Source organism: Actinoplanes hulinensis, from assembly GCF_019429605.1.
In the GTDB taxonomy this organism is placed as follows: domain Bacteria; phylum Actinomycetota; class Actinomycetes; order Mycobacteriales; family Micromonosporaceae; genus Actinoplanes; species Actinoplanes campanulatus.
The window spans coordinates 88,130-102,821 of the sequence record NZ_JAHXZI010000030.1; the positions used below are offsets into that span (position 1 = coordinate 88,130).

A 14,692-nucleotide genomic window follows, 5' to 3' on the forward strand; every position below is an offset into this window, starting at 1 on the left:
CTCAGTCCTTGGTGAGGCCGGCCCGGCGCAGCGCGTCGGCCATGGCGCTGTTGCCGATGCTGTTGCCGCCGCCCTGACCGCCCCGCTGGCCGCCGCCCTGCCGTGGCTGGCGCTGTCCGCCACCCTGCCGGCCCTGGCCGCCCTGACCGCGGCCCTGACCGCCCTGGCCGCCCTGGCCACTCTGGCCGCGGTCGTCGCGGTTGCGGCCGCCGCCCTGCCTCGGCTCGTCGGTGAGGCGCATGGACAGCGAGATCCGCTTGCGGACCGGGTCCACCTCCAGGACGCGGACCTTCACCACGTCACCGGACTTGACCACCTCGCGCGGGTCCTGGACGAACTTGTCGGAGAGCGCCGACACGTGCACGAGACCGTCCTGGTGCACACCGATGTCGACGAACGCGCCGAACGCGGCCACGTTGGTGACCTGACCCTCCAGGATCATGCCCGGCTTCAGGTCGGCGATCTTCTCGACGCCCTCGGCGAAGGTGGCCGTGGTGAACGCCGGACGCGGGTCACGGCCCGGCTTCTCCAGCTCCTTGAGGATGTCCGTGATGGTCGGCAGGCCGACCGTGTCGGTCACGAACCGGTCCGGCCGGATCGCCTTGAGCAGCGGGCTGTTGCCGATCATCGTCTTCACGTCCGAGCCGGCGTCGGCCGCGATCGTGCGGACCAGCGGGTACGACTCCGGGTGCACGCTGGAGAAGTCGAGCGGGTCCGCGCCGTCACGGATCCGCAGGAAGCCGGCGCACTGCTCGAACGCCTTCGGGCCGAGCCGGGCCACCTTCTTGATCTCCTGGCGGCTCTTGAACGGGCCGTTGGAGTCGCGGTGCAGCACGATGTTCTCGGCCAGGCCCGCGGTGATGCCGGAGACCCGGGTCAGCAGCGGCGCGGAGGCGGTGTTGATGTCGACGCCGACGCCGTTCACACAGTCCTCGACCACCGCGTCCAGCGACCGGGCCAGCTTCACCTCGGAGATGTCGTGCTGGTACTGGCCGACGCCGATGGACTTCGGGTCGATCTTCACGAGCTCGGCGAGCGGGTCCTGGAGGCGGCGGGCGATGGAGACCGCGCCGCGCAGCGACACGTCCAGGCCGGGCAGCTCCTGCGAGGCGTACGCCGACGCGGAGTAGACCGACGCGCCCGCCTCGGAGACGACCACCTTCGTCAGCTTGGCGTCCGGGTGCCGCTTGATCAGCTCGGTGGCCAGCCGGTCGGTCTCCCGGGAGGCGGTGCCGTTGCCGATCGCGATCAGCTCGACGTCGTGCTTCGACGCCAGCGCGGCCAGCCGGTGGATCGACTCGTCCCACTTGTTCTGCGGCACGTGCGGGTAGATCGTGTCGGTCGCCACCACCTTGCCGGTGGCGTCCACGACCGCGACCTTCACCCCGGTACGGAAGCCCGGGTCCAGCCCCATCGTGGCGCGGGTGCCGGCCGGCGCGGCCAGCAGCAGGTCACGCAGGTTGGCCGCGAAGACGCGCACCGCCTCGTCCTCGGCCGCCTCCCGCAGCCGGACCCGCAGGTCGGCGCCGAGGTGGATGAGGATCCGGGTGCGCCAGGCCCAGCGAACCGTGTCGACCAGCCACCGGTCGCCGGGCCGGCCGTGGTCGCTGACCCCGTTGCGGCCGGCGATGCGGCCCTCGAAGTAGCCCTCGTCCTCCTCCGGGTGCGGCTCCATGGTGAGGTCGAGGACGTCCTCCTTCTCGCCGCGCAGCATCGCCAGGATCCGGTGCGAGGGGAGCTTCGAGTACGGCTCGGCGAAGTCGAAGTAGTCGGAGAACTTCGCCCCGTCGGTCTGCTTGCCGTCGCGGACCTTGGCGACCAGCCGGCCCCGTGTCCACATCTGCTCACGCAGGTCACCGATCAGGTCGGCGTCCTCGGCAAACCGTTCGATCAGGATGGCCCGTGCCCCGTCCAGGGCGGCCTGCGCGTCGGCCACACCCTTCTCGGCGTCCACGAACGCCGCTGCGGCCGCTTTCGGGTCGACCGAGGGGTCGCCCAGCAGTCCGTCGGCGAGCGGCTCCAGGCCGGCCTCACGGGCGATCATCGCCTTGGTCCGCCGCTTCGGCTTGAACGGCAGATAGATGTCCTCCAGCCGGGCCTTCGTGTCGGCCTCGAGGATCTGCCGTTCCAGGGCGTCGTCGAGCTTGCCCTGGGCGCGGATCGACTCCAGCACCGCGGCCCGCCGGTCCTCCAGCTCCCGCAGGTAGCCCAGGCGCTCCTCGAGCGTGCGCAGCTGGGCGTCGTCGAGCGTGCCGGTCACCTCCTTGCGGTAGCGGGCGATGAACGGCACCGTGGCCCCGCCGTCGAGCAGCTCGACCGCGGCGGTGACCTGACCTTCCCGTACCCCGAGCTCCGAGGCGATGCGCTGATGGATAGCTGTCGTCACGCCGACGATTGTTACCGAGGCCGCCGCGGGTTGTCGCGCCGCCCCGCAGGGTCGCTCGCGCAGTCGTCCCCCGGCGGACGCCGCGGGCCGATTCCACGGACGTGACCGGCACGATGTGGTACGCCCGGCGATGTCCGCTTCCGCCCCGCTGTCCCGCCGTGCGTACCCCGATGTCGCGAATGTCACGAGGGCCAGCCGCGGCGGCAGCCGGAGGCCGCGACCGGCCGAACCCGGCCCGCCAGCCGCCGGCCGGCCCCGCAAAGGGGCTGTGACCTGCGACATCACCGCTGTCGGAGGGGGTTCCGGCCACGGCCGCCCGGAGCGTCCCGGGCGGTACTCGATGACACTTGGTAGGAGGTACTAGAGACAACCGAATTGGCCTTTGGCACTCTTGTCACATGACGCTTGCTGTCCGGGCGGTCGCCGCCACTGATCAGGGCCTGATCCGGTCCAATAACGAAGACGCCGTCTTCGTAGGTAATCGACTCTTCGTGGTGGCGGACGGCATGGGCGGGCTGCCCGCCGGAGAGCTGGCGAGCGACATCCTCGTGCAGACGCTCAGCGCCGTCGACTCGACGCCGGACACCGGCGAGCCCCTGCAGGATCTGATCAGCGCCCTCCAGACCGCCAACGAGCGGATCGAGGCCGCCGTGGCCGACGACGACGCCCGCGACGGCATGGGCACCACGGTCACCGCGCTGCTGCTCTCCGGCGACCGGCTGGCCGCCCTCAACGTCGGCGACTCCCGCTGCTACCTGCTCCGCGACGGCGAGTTCACCCAGCTCACCCGGGACGACACCTACGTGCAGGCGCTCGTCGACCAGGGCGTGCTCACCCCCGACGACGCCCGCCGCCACCCGCAGCGCGCCCTGGTCACCCAGGCCGTGCAGGGCGGGCCCTTCCGCCCGGCCGGCCGGATGATCGCTGCCCGCGCCGGTGACCGTTACCTGCTGTGCAGCGACGGCCTCTCCGACTACGTCGAGGACGCGGTCATCGCCCAGACGCTGCGCGAGGTCGCCGACCGCAAGAGCTGCGCCGCCGAGCTGGTCAACCGCACGCTGGAGAACGGCGCACCGGACAACGTGACCGTCATCGTCGCCGACGTCATCGACGTCTAGGCCTCGTCGAGACGGGCGACCAGGGCCTTCGGGGCCACCGTGCGGAAGGCGTCCTCGCAGAGTTCGGCGATCTCGGACCAGTCCGGATCCCGGTCCAGGCGGACGCCGAGCCAGCCGCGGTGGCCCACGTAGGGTGGCCGGAAGAACCGCTGTGGGTCGGCGGCGATCAGCTCCTCCTGCGCGCCGGGCGGGGCGGCGCACCACAGGTGCGGGAAGTCGTGGTCGTGGTGCCCGCCGGGCCACAGCATCACGAACTGCGGCTTGTCGCGGACGAAGAAGGCGGGCGCCCCATGACTGGGGCGCTCGGTCGCCTCGGGCAGGGCCAGGCAGATCTCGCGGACGCGCTCGGTCGAGTCCATGCCCCGCATTCTGCCGTGCGGGTGTGACATATCCTCGGCGCGTGCTGATGGCGACCGAGCGACTGATCCTGCGGCGGTTCCGGGCCTCGGACGCGCCGGTCCTGGCGGAGTACCGGTCGGACCCCGCGGTGGCGCGTTATCAGCCGTGGGACGCGCCGTTCCCGCTGGAGAAGGCGGAGGTCGCGGTCCGCGCCTACGCCGAGGCGTCGCCCGGCATCGCGGGTCACTTCCAGTACGCGGTCGAGCTCGCCGCGGAACAGGCGCTGATCGGTGACGTGTACGTGCGGCTGCACGACAACCTCCGGCAGGCGGAGATCGGGTTCAGCTTCGCCACGGCGTACCAGAAGAGGGGTTTCGCGACGGAGGCTGTGAGCGCCGTGCTGAACCGCCTGTTCCGCATGGACGGTTTCCACAAGGTCACGGGGGAGTGCGACGCGCGGAACACCCGGTCGGCGGCCCTGCTGGAACGGCTCGGTTTCCGCCGCGAGGGCCTGCTGCGGCAGCAGACCCTCATCAAGGGCGAGTGGACCGACGACCTTCTCTACGGCCTGCTCGCCACCGAGTGGAGTGGCGAACAGGCACGGTAGCGGTCAGCCCTCGTGCTTGAACCAGACGGCGCCGAGCGGGGGCACCCGCAGCGAGACCGAGGCGTCGAAACCGTGCCAGGCGAGGTGCTCGGCCTCGACCGCCCCCATGTTGCCGACGCCGGAGCCGCCGTAGAGCTCGCTGTCGGTGTTGATCACCTCGGTCCAGCGGCCGGCCCGCGGAAGGCCGATGCGGTAGTCCTCGTGCGGGACGGCGGCGAAGTTGACGACGCATGCCAGGGTGTCGCCGTTCGGGGCGAACCGGATGAACGAGAACGTGTTGTGGTGCGAGTCCTCACTCGTGATCCACCGGAAGCCGGACGGGCCGGTGTCCTGCGTCCAGATGGCGGGGGTGTCCCGGTAGACCCGGTTCAGGTCGGTGACCAGCCGCTTCACGCCGGCGTGCTGCTCGTCGCCGAGCAGGTGCCAGTGCAGGCCGCCGCCCTCGTTCCACTCGAACTCGTCGCCCATCTCGGAGCCCATGAAGAGCAGCTGCTTGCCGGTGAAGGCCCACATGAAGCCGAGCAATGCGCGGGTGTTGGCCAGCTTCTGCCACAGGTCGCCGGGCATCTTGCCGGTCAGTGAGCCCTTGCCGTGCACCACCTCGTCGTGGCTGATCGGCAGGAGGTAGTTCTCGCTCCAGGCATAGACGGTGGCGAAGGTCATCTGGTGGTGGTGCCACTGCCGGTGGATCGGCTCCTTCTCCATGTAGGAGAGGGTGTCGTTCATCCAGCCCATGTTCCATTTGAAGCCGAACCCCAGACCGCCCAGGTGGGTGGGGCGGGTGACGCCCGGCCACGCGGTCGACTCCTCGGCGATGGTGACCACCCCGGGGTGGTGCTTGTAGACGGTCGCGTTCATCTCCTGGAGGAAGCTGATCGCGTCCAGGTTCTCCCGGCCGCCGTACTGGTTCGGGGTCCACTCGCCGTCCTTGCGCGAGTAGTCCAGATAGAGCATCGACGCCACCGCGTCGACGCGCAGCCCGTCGGCGTGGAACTCCTCGCACCAGTAGAGGGCGTTGGCCACCAGGAAGTTGCGGACCTCCTTGCGGCCGAAGTCGAAGACGTACGTGCCCCAGTCCGGGTGCTCGCCGCGCCGCCAGTCGCCGTGCTCGTAGAGCGGGGTTCCGTCGAACCGGGCCAGCGCCCACTCGTCCTTCGGGAAGTGGGCCGGCACCCAGTCCAGGATCACGCCGATGCCGGCCTGGTGCAGCTTGTCGACCAGGTGCCGGAACTCGTCGGGCGTGCCGAACCGGGAGGTCGGCGCGTAGTAGCCGGTGACCTGGTAACCCCACGAACCGCCGAACGGGTGCTCCATCACCGGCATCAGCTCGACGTGGGTGAACCCGGTCTCCACCACGTAGCCGACCAGCTGCTCGGCCAGCTCGACGTAGGTGAGACCGGGCCGCCACGAGCCCAGGTGGACCTCGTAGACGCTGATCGGCTCCTGGTGCCACGACCTGCGGGACCGCTCCCGCATCCACTGCTCGTCGTGCCACCGGTAGGACGACTGGAACACCACCGACGCGGTGGCCGGCGGCACCTCGGTGTGCTGGGCCAGCGGGTCGGCGTGCTCGCGCCAGACCCCGTCCCGGCCGAGGATCTTGAACTTGTACTTGGTGCCGAGATGCGCCGTCGGGACGTAGATCTCCCAGACGCCGCTGGAGCCGAGCGACCGCATCGGCCACCCGTCGTACGGCCCCCAGCCCGCGAAGTCGCCGATCACCTGCACGCCCCGGGCACTCGGCGCCCACACCGCGAAGGCCACCCCGGTGCCGTGCGGTCGCGCGCCGAGCACCTTCCACAGCTTCTCGTGCCGGCCCTCGCCGATCAGGTGCAGGTCCAGCTCGCCGAGGGTGGGCGGATGCCGGTACGGGTCGTCGCACTCCACCCCGTCCACGTCGAGCCGGTAGTCGAGCACGCTGCCGGGCAGCTCGGCCGCGAAGATCCCGTCCTCGTGCACCTTCGTCGTCTCGTGGCGTTCCCCGTCGTGCAGGACGGCCACCCTCTCGGCGCCCTTGCGCAGGGTACGGATGACGGTGCGCCCACCGTGCGGATGCGCGCCCAGGACGGCGTGCGGATCGTGGGTGTCCCCGGCGATCACGCTGTTCATGGCCCGCTGGTCGGCGGCGAGGGGAGAGGTGGACTGGCCTATCATGATCTCGGGTTGCCCTCCGGGGTTCATCCGACGAGCCGGGCGATCGACCGCAGGGGGATCCGCAGCCAGCCGGGCCGGTGCCGGGCTTCGTAGGCGGCCTCGTAGACCGCCTTGTCCAGCTCGTACGCCGCCAGCAGCGCACCGTGCACACGCGGGTCGGTGCCCGCCACGTTCGTGTATCCGTCGCAGAACGCGGTCCGGTTGCGGTCCACCCACTCCCGGGCACGCGCCGCGAGATGCTCGTCCTCGTCCTGGTCGACCAGCAGCTGATAGGCCGCGTACTCGTAGGAGCGCAGCACCCCGGCCACGTCACGCAGCGGCGAGTCGGGCAGCCGGCGCTCGTCCAGTGGCTGGCCCGGCTCGCCCTCGAAGTCGATCAGCAGCCACGCCTCCGGGGTGCGCAGCACCTGCCCCAGATGCAGATCGCCGTGGATGCGCTGGATCTCGACCTGCTCGCCGGTCAGCGCGGTGAAGCGGTCGGTGATCGCCGGAACGTACCGCTGCACCTCGGGCACCGCGGTGGCGGCGGTGCGCAGCCGGGCCAGCACGGCGTCGAGCGGGAACGGCGACGGTCCGCTGCCCAGCTCCGCGGCGAGCGTCAGGTGCACCGAGGCGACCGCCTCGCCGAGCCGGAACGACTCGCCCTGGAAGTCGCCGCCCACCTCGTCCGCCGCGTACGCCGCGTCGGCGAACAGGTCCCGCGCCGACGCGGTCGCCATGGCCCAGCCCTCGGCCGAGTTGTCCGCGTACTGGGTGAGCATGCCGAGCGAGCAGTCGTCGGCCTGGAAGGAGCCGAGAAGGCGGGCCACGTGCGCGTTTCCGGCCCGGCCGAGCACCCGGTTCAGCTCGATGTCCGGGTTGACGCCGCTGGTGACCCGGCGGAACAGCTTGAGAATCGCGTCCTGGTCGAAGATGACGCTGGTGTTGCTCTGCTCCGCGTCGAACACCCGCGGCCAGGCCTCCAGCGGCAGCGTGATGCCGGGCTCCCGGTCGAAGGTGATGTCGCCGACCGGCTCGGACCGGTCGATCAGCCCCAGGAGGTGCCGGGCCGCCGCCGGATCGTAGAGGGCGTCGTAGCCGATCCGGCCGTCGTCGGTGGTGCCGATGGTGGCGATCGCGCTGTACTCCGGTATCGGGCCGGCGCCCCAGCCGACCAGGACCTGGTAGCGCTCGGAACTGCCGTCGGTGTACGCCACGTCGAGGAGGACCAGCTCCAGCTCCCCGCCCAGCGGCGTGGCGGCCGCCTGTTCGACCGAGGCGAGAACCCGGCTGCGGCCGGCGTACCAGCGCTGTTTCGGTAACCACTCGGCGAACGGCAGCGTCATTGCTTCTCCTCCGACCCGCACAACTGGAACCAGTAGAAGCCGTGGCCCGGAAGGGTCAAGAGGTACGGCAACTGCCCGACCCGGGGGAAGTTGACGTGCCCGGTCAACTCCACCGGGGTGTATCCGTTCCAGTGCTGCAGATTCAGCTCGATCGGTTGCGGGAAGCGTGACAGGTTGTTGACGCAGAACACCACGTCGTCGCCGTGTTCGCGCAGATAGGCGAGAACCGACGGGTTGGAGCCGCCCAGTTCGCGGAACGTGCCGACGGCGAACGCCTCGTGCCGCCGGCGGACCGCCAGCATGGTTCGCGTCCAGTTCAGCAGGGACGTCGCGCTGTCCCGCTGGGCCTCCACGTTGACCGCCTGGTAGCCGTAGACCGGGTCCTGGTTGACCGGCAGGTAGAGGCGGCCCGGCGTGGCGGTGGAGAAGCCGGCGTTGCGGTCCGGCGTCCACTGCATCGGGGTCCGGACGCCGTCCCGGTCACCGAGCCAGATGTTGTCGCCCATCCCGATCTCGTCGCCGTAGTAGAGCACCGGCGAGCCGGGCAGCGACAGCAGCAGGGCGGTGAACAGCTCGATCTGGTTCCGGTCGTTCTCCAGCAGCGGGGCCAGGCGGCGCCGGATGCCGACGTTCGCCTTCATCCGCGGGTCCTTGGCGTACTCCGAGTACATGTAGTCGCGCTCTTCGTCGGTGACCATCTCGAGCGTCAGCTCGTCGTGGTTGCGCAGGAAGATGCCCCACTGGCAGTTGTCCGGGATGGACGGTGTCTGCGCCAGGATCTCCGAGATCGGAAAGCGCGACTCCCTGCGGACGGCCATGAATATCCGTGGCATGAGCGGGAAGTGGAACGCCATGTGGCACTCGTCGCCGCCGGACCTGGCGTCGCCGAAGTACTCCACCACGTCGGCCGGCCACTGGTTCGCCTCGGCCAGCAGCACCCGGCCCGGGAACTCGTCGTCGATCACCTTGCGGCAGTGCTTGAGGAACGCGTGGGTGGCCGGCAGGTTCTCACAGTTGGTGCCCTCCTGCTCGAACAGGTACGGCACCGCGTCCAGCCGGAACCCGTCGATGCCGAGGTCCAGCCAGAACCGCAGGACGTCCAGCATGGCCTCCTGCACGGCCGGGTTCTCGTAGTTGAGGTCCGGCTGGTGGGAGAAGAACCGGTGCCAGTAGAACTGCCGGCGCACCGGGTCGAACGTCCAGTTCGACTCCTCGGTGTCGACGAAGATGATCCGCGCGTCCTGGTACTTCTCGCTGGTGTCGTTCCACACGTAGAAGTCGCCGTACGGCCCGTCCGGGTCGTGCCGGGACGCCTGGAACCACGGGTGCGAGTCGGACGTGTGGTTCATGACCAGGTCGGTGACAACCCGGATGCCGCGCTTGTGCGCCGCGTCCAGCAGGGCCACGAAGTCGTCGACCGTGCCGAACTCCGGCAGCACCTTGTAGAAGTCGCGGATGTCGTAGCCGCCGTCGCGCAGCGGCGAGTCGTAGAACGGTGGCAGCCAGAGGCAGTCCACCCCGAGCCATTGCAGATAGTCGAGCCGCTCGATGAGGCCGCGCAGATCGCCGGAGCCGTCGGTCCCCGAGTCGTAGAACGCCCGGACCAGCACCTCATAGAAGACCGCCCGCTGAAACCAGGTGCGGTCCGCCGGAAGCGCGCGGGCATGACCGAAGTCGTCGGCGGTCGGGTGCTCGACCACCCCGCCCTCGGTGTGGCTGCCCTCGGCCGGATCGTGCTCGCTCGTCAGCTCCATCGAGTTCTCCCCCTACCCCGTCCTGACGACGAAGATGTGCGCCGGCTCGACGAAGGGGTCGATCCGGACCGCGTTGTACTGACCCCACTCGTACGTCGCGCCGGTGATCTGGTCGACCACCGTGAATCGTTCGTGCCAGTCCAGGCCCAGCGCGGGCATGTCCAGCGTGGTGTTTCCCCACTGCACGTTGCCGGAGTCGAACGAGCAGATGACCAGGACGGTGTTGCCGGTGACGGGGTCCCGCTTGGAGAAGCAGAGCAGCGCGCCGTTGTCGACCTCGTGGAAGCGGAGGTTCCGCAGCCACTGCAGGGCCGGGTTCTCGTCCCGGATCCGGTTCAGCTTCGTCAGGTACGGCGCCAGCGACCGCCCGGACCGCTCAGCCGCCGCCCAGTCACGTGGCTTCAGCTCGAACTTCTCGTTGTCGATGTACTCCTCGGCCCCCGGCCGGGGCACGTGCTCGAACAGTTCGTACCCTGAGTACATGCCCCAGGAGGGGGTGAGCATCGAGGCCAGCACCGCGCGGATCTTGAACATCGGCGGCCCGCCGTGCTGGAGCGTCTCGTGCAGGATGTCCGGCGTGTTCGGCCAGAAGTTGGGCCGCATCCAGTCCGCCGAGGCGAGCAGCTGGCCCATGTACTCCCGCATCTCCCGCGCGGTGGTCCGCCAGGTGAAGTAGGTGTACGACTGGGTGAAGCCGATCTTGCCGAGCCCGTTCATCATCGCCGGGCGGGTGAACGCCTCGGCCAGGAACAGCACGTCCGGGTCGGTCTCCTTGACCTTCGGGATCAGCCACTGCCAGAAGTTGACGGCCTTGGTGTGCGGGTTGTCGACCCGGAAGATCTTGACCCCGTTGTTCACCCAGTGCATCACCACGCGGTAGACCTCGTCGCGCAGCGTGCGGTAGTCGTTGTCCCAGTTGATCGGGTAGATGTCCTGGTACTTCTTCGGCGGGTTCTCGGCGTACGCGATGGTGCCGTCCGCCTTCGTGGTGAAGAACTGCGGGAACCGCTTGACCCACGGGTGGTCCGGCGCGGCCTGGAGCGCCAGATCCAGCGCCACCTCCATGCCGAGCTCTTCCGCCTTCTCCCGGAAATGGACGAAATCCTCCAGGGTGCCGAGCTGGGGGTGGATCGCGTCGTGGCCGCCCTCGGCCGACCCGATCGCCCACGGCGAGCCGACGTCCTCCGGCCGGGCCACCAGCGTGTTGTTGCGCCCCTTGCGGTTGACCCTGCCGATCGGGTGGATCGGCGGCAGATAGACCACGTTGAAACCCATCGCCGCGATGGCCGGCAGCCGTCGCGCGGCGGTGCGGAAGGTGCCGTGCACGACAGGGGTCGCGTCGGGGCCGATCTCGGCGCCCTCGGAACGCGGGAAGAACTCGTACCACGCCGAGTAGAGGGCCCGGGTGCGGTCCACCCAGATGGCGAACGAACGGGTCGCGGTGACCAGGTGCCGCACCGGGTTGTGCCAGAGCAGCTCCTCCAGGTCCAGCGCCGGCGTGACCCGGGAGAACAGCGACTTCTGCTCGTCGCGCAGCGCGGCCGCCGCGTCGCGGACCAGGTCCTCCTGCTCGGCCGGCACGATCTTGGTGGCCAGGTCCAGCACGTCGGCGCCCTCGGCCAGGTCGTTCGCCAGGTCCCCGACATCCTGACCGGCGCCGATCTTCTTCACCACGGCGTCGCGCCACGTCCGGTACGGATCGTCGAACGCCTCCACCGTGAACGTCCACCGGCCGACCCGGTCCGGCCGGATCGCGGCGTGCCACTGGTCGAGGCCCGGCTCACCCGGGGTCATCCGGGTGAACGGCCTGGTCTCGCCGTCGGGGCCGCGCCATACCACGTTCACACCGAGCGCGTGGTGTCCTTCGCGATAGGACACCGCCGATACCGGGACCAGTTCGCCGACCACCGCTTTTGCGGGATAGCGGCCACCGGCGACCGCCGGCGTCACGTCTTCGATGGGGAAGCGACCGGTCATGATCTCCACCGTAGTCAGAGGGGCGCGAGAGGACTCGGCGACCGGGAAAACCACCGCCGGCGTCTCTATGACTTCTCCGCAGTGGAGGCTTTGAAACGGCCGATCGCCGATGCGTCCCAACCTACCGGAGGGGGGTGCCTACGGCGCATCCAGACGCGGCCGCGCGCCGCCGGAAAACACGACAATTTCACCTGCTCGCAACAGGCGTTCATCTTTCCCGGGCGGAATCCGCGAAACGGCCCCGGCGAGCGGGATCACGTTCGGCGGTACGGCGCCCGCGGACGGTGCGGACGACCGGCGTGGCCGGGGGAGCGTGTCGGTTGCCGTGCGTTGCCATCGAGGAACCCGGCTCAAGGAGGGCCCGTCGGCTCCGAGTTTGTATCCCTGAACGCGAGCCGGCCCCGGCGAGCGCCTGAAGGAGGAGAGCGACGTGGCTGGACCGTCCACCGCATTGTCCCCGGTGATCGCCGCCAGCACCCACTGGCTGGCCCGTGCCTACCCGGGGGGCGAGTCCAACACCGTGTCGCACACCCTCGCCGAGTTGCAGGCCCGGCAGGCCGTGACGGTCGCCGCCTGGCTGCGCTACCCGACCGAGATCGACGCCGCGCTGGTGGCGATCGCCGGCCCCGGCGGCTCCGCGATCCTCGACTGGAAGGCCGGAAGCGAACCGGACGACGAGTTCGCCGAGGGCGAGGGCTGGCGCACCTGGGTCGACGAGGTCGTCGTCAGCTGGGCCGCCTGCCTGCTGGCCGACCCGCTGCTGGCCCGGCGCGGCGTGGACTCGGTGATCGCCGCCCTGCCGATGCCCGACCAGCGGCCCCGCCCGGCCGGCCGCCGGGCCGCCGGGATGCCCACCGAGTTCCGCCGCCTGCTCCAGCCGGACAACCGTGACCGGGAGGCCGCCGCGCTGCTGCGCCACCCGGACCTCCTCGAGCCGATCGCCGCCCTGCACCGCGACACCCTGCTCTACCTGCTCGGCGCTGAGACTGGGTCTGATGGCCTCGCTCCGCTCGTGGATCGCGCCCCTTAAGTCGGTGTCGAGGGCGCCGAAATCGACCACGCTTCGCTAGCCGCGGTAGGCGCCCGCGGCCCCCCCCGGGCCGCTCCCCCGCGGGGTGCGCCTCAAACCTCTTTGCTTTCCCCTCCCGAGGGCCATGGTTGTGGTCCGCCGGAACGGGAGGGGCTCGAAGGCCGCAAGGCCGGCACCGGAACTGTCCTCCTGGGTGCCGGCCTTGCGGCCCTCACCTCTTCTGCCCCGGGTCAGGCCAGGCGGGCCGGGAAACCGCCGGTGGCGATCGGGCCCCAGGACTCGATCGTCACCCGGATCAGGCACTTGCCCTGGTCCCGCATGGCCTGGCGGTACTCCTCCCAGTTCGGGTGCTCGCCGGAGATGCCGCGGAAATACTCCACCAGCGGCTCCAGCGCCTCCGGCAGGTCGAGCACCTCGGCGACGCCGTCCACCTGCACCCACGGGCCGTTCCACTCGTCCGACAGGACGCAGACGGAGACCCGTGGATCGCGTCGGGCGTTCGCCGTCTTCGCGCGTTCCGGATAGCTGGAGATGACGATCCGGCCCTCGGCGTCGACGCCGCACGTGTTCGGCGACGACTGCGGGCGGCCGTCCTTGCGGGTGGTCATCAGGATCGCCCGGTGCCGGGGCCGCAGGAACTCCAGCAGCCCGGCCCGGTCGACCCGGTTGTTCGTCGCGATCGAGCGCGCCATGTGCCCGTACCCCTCGCGTTGTCAGAAGGCCGCGGCCGCGTTGACCGGGATCGCCCCCGGACGCTGGCCACCCGGACCGGCCGAGGCCTGATGCGCGGCCATGGCCGCGCCGATGAGGCCGGCGTTGTTGAGCAGGGTGGCCGGGACGATCGGCGTCTTGATGTCGATCAGCGGAAGGAACTTCTCCGACTTCTTGCTCACGCCGCCGCCGACGACGAACAGGCGGGGGGAGAGCAGCATCTCGACATGGTGCAGGTAGCGCTCGACCCGGGCCGCCCACTGCTCCCAGCTCAGGTTCTCGGCCTCGCGGATCCGGTCGGAGGCGAGCAGTTCGGCGTCGGCGCCGTCGATCTCGACGTGGCCGAACTCGGTGTTGGGGATCAGGATCCCGTCCGAGAACAGGGCGCTGCCGATGCCGGTGCCGAAGGTCAGCATCATGATCAGGCCGGACTGGTCGCGGCCCGCCCCGAACGCCACCTCGGCCACCCCGGCCGCGTCGGCGTCGTTGAGCACCGTCACCGGCAGGCCGAGCCGCTGGGCGAAGATCTGGGCGGCCGGCGCGTCGAGCCAGGACTTGTCGACGTTGGCGGCGCTGCGGGTCACACCGTCGACCACCACGCCGGGGAACGTCACACCGACCCGGTCGAAGCCGCCGAACGACGCGGCCACCTCGGCCACCGCCGCGGCGACGCTGTCCACGTCCGCGGGCTGCGGCGTGGGCACGCGGAATCGCTCGGCGAGCAACTCGCCGGTGGCCGGGTCGACCGGTGCGCCCTTCACGCCGGACCCGCCGATGTCGATACCGAGGATGGTCATGCGTCTTCCGTTCTTCCGGATGCCACTTCTGGTGGGTGTCTACCACGCCCGACCGACACTGAATCCCCCCGTCCCGGGACCGGCATGCCGCCACCGCCGGGTGAATCCGAGCCGTGTTCCCCGTGTTTACGCAACGTCACTCATACTTTCGGCTATCCAGGCGTAGGCTTCTCGGTTAGCGTTGCATTTCAGAACGGTCGCCGCGTGCGGGCACGGCTCTCTGCCCGTCTGATGGAGGACCAGTCATGACCGTGACCGAAGCGCCGCACCAGCCCGTGCACAGCGTGGCCGGTAACAGTGCGTCAGATCTGTTGGCCGCGATGGCCACCGCCTCACCGGGCCGGCACCGCGATCGGCTCCGCGCCCAGGCGATCGAGGCCTGGCTGCCGCTCGCCCGGCACCTCGCCCACCGCTACTCCGGCCGCGGCGAACCCACCGACGACCTCATCCAGACCGCCACCGTCGGCCTCATCAAAGCCGTCGACAAATTCGAC

Annotated in this window: 12 protein-coding genes; 4 read left to right on the forward strand and 8 right to left on the reverse strand. The window is 70.2% G+C overall.

The annotated features are described in order from the left end of the window. Position 1 precedes the first annotated feature (1 nt). The gene (locus tag KZ829_RS38935) at positions 2-2,386 is read right to left on the reverse strand and encodes a Tex family protein (RefSeq protein WP_220148854.1); all 2,385 of its coding nucleotides are present in this window, start codon (positions 2,384-2,386) and stop codon (positions 2-4) included. A gap of 398 nt (positions 2,387-2,784) precedes the next feature. On the opposite strand from KZ829_RS38935, the gene KZ829_RS38940 reads away from it, so the two are divergent. After that, complete coding sequence (locus KZ829_RS38940; protein ID WP_220148855.1) at positions 2,785-3,504, forward strand: PP2C family protein-serine/threonine phosphatase; 720 nt, start codon at positions 2,785-2,787, stop codon at positions 3,502-3,504. Here KZ829_RS38940 and KZ829_RS38945 read toward each other — a convergent pair. Further along, a complete protein-coding gene (locus KZ829_RS38945; protein ID WP_220148856.1) occupies positions 3,501-3,863 on the reverse strand; it encodes an MmcQ/YjbR family DNA-binding protein in 363 nt (120 codons plus the stop codon). The two genes, KZ829_RS38940 and KZ829_RS38945, sit on opposite strands and share 4 nt — an antisense overlap. A 47-nt stretch (positions 3,864-3,910) precedes the next feature. Here KZ829_RS38945 and KZ829_RS38950 point away from each other — a divergent pair, with 47 nt between their 5' ends. Beyond that, the gene (locus KZ829_RS38950; RefSeq protein ID WP_246637004.1) at positions 3,911-4,450 is read left to right on the forward strand and encodes a GNAT family N-acetyltransferase; all 540 of its coding nucleotides are present in this window, start codon (positions 3,911-3,913) and stop codon (positions 4,448-4,450) included. Positions 4,451-4,453: 3 nt separating this feature from the next. Here KZ829_RS38950 and glgB read toward each other — a convergent pair whose 3' ends face one another. From glgB to KZ829_RS38970, 4 genes are read right to left on the reverse strand one after another with little or no spacing between them, the layout of a single operon-like run. After that, positions 4,454-6,604, reverse strand: a complete 2,151-nt coding sequence (gene glgB / locus KZ829_RS38955) for a 1,4-alpha-glucan branching protein GlgB (RefSeq protein WP_246636988.1) — start codon at positions 6,602-6,604, stop codon at positions 4,454-4,456. 23 nt (positions 6,605-6,627) lie between these two features. Then, a complete protein-coding gene (locus KZ829_RS38960; protein WP_220148858.1) occupies positions 6,628-7,929 on the reverse strand; it encodes a maltokinase N-terminal cap-like domain-containing protein in 1,302 nt (433 codons plus the stop codon). After that, the gene (gene treS / locus KZ829_RS38965) at positions 7,926-9,683 is read right to left on the reverse strand and encodes a maltose alpha-D-glucosyltransferase (protein ID WP_220148859.1); all 1,758 of its coding nucleotides are present in this window, start codon (positions 9,681-9,683) and stop codon (positions 7,926-7,928) included. Before treS ends, KZ829_RS38960 begins: the two co-directional genes overlap by 4 nt. Before the next feature lie 12 nt (positions 9,684-9,695). Then, positions 9,696-11,660 carry an alpha-1,4-glucan--maltose-1-phosphate maltosyltransferase gene (locus tag KZ829_RS38970; protein ID WP_220148860.1) on the reverse strand — a complete coding sequence of 655 codons (1,965 nt, stop codon included), beginning with the start codon at positions 11,658-11,660 and terminating at the stop codon, positions 9,696-9,698. A gap of 430 nt (positions 11,661-12,090) precedes the next feature. Between KZ829_RS38970 and KZ829_RS38975 the strand changes: the two genes are divergently transcribed. After that, positions 12,091-12,690: a hypothetical protein gene (locus KZ829_RS38975; RefSeq protein WP_220148861.1), complete on the forward strand. Its 600-nt coding sequence runs from the start codon at positions 12,091-12,093 to the stop codon at positions 12,688-12,690. A gap of 230 nt (positions 12,691-12,920) precedes the next feature. Here KZ829_RS38975 and KZ829_RS38980 read toward each other — a convergent pair whose 3' ends face one another. After that, a complete protein-coding gene (locus tag KZ829_RS38980; protein ID WP_204300331.1) occupies positions 12,921-13,382 on the reverse strand; it encodes a PPOX class F420-dependent oxidoreductase in 462 nt (153 codons plus the stop codon). A 21-nt stretch (positions 13,383-13,403) separates the two neighbouring features. Next, positions 13,404-14,198 carry a polyphosphate--glucose phosphotransferase gene (gene ppgK / locus KZ829_RS38985; RefSeq protein ID WP_220148862.1) on the reverse strand — a complete coding sequence of 265 codons (795 nt, stop codon included), beginning with the start codon at positions 14,196-14,198 and terminating at the stop codon, positions 13,404-13,406. Positions 14,199-14,443: 245 nt separating this feature from the next. Here ppgK and KZ829_RS38990 point away from each other — a divergent pair. Then, positions 14,444-14,692 (forward strand): sigma factor (locus KZ829_RS38990; protein WP_281428346.1); only part of this gene is annotated, 249 nt, incomplete at its 3' end.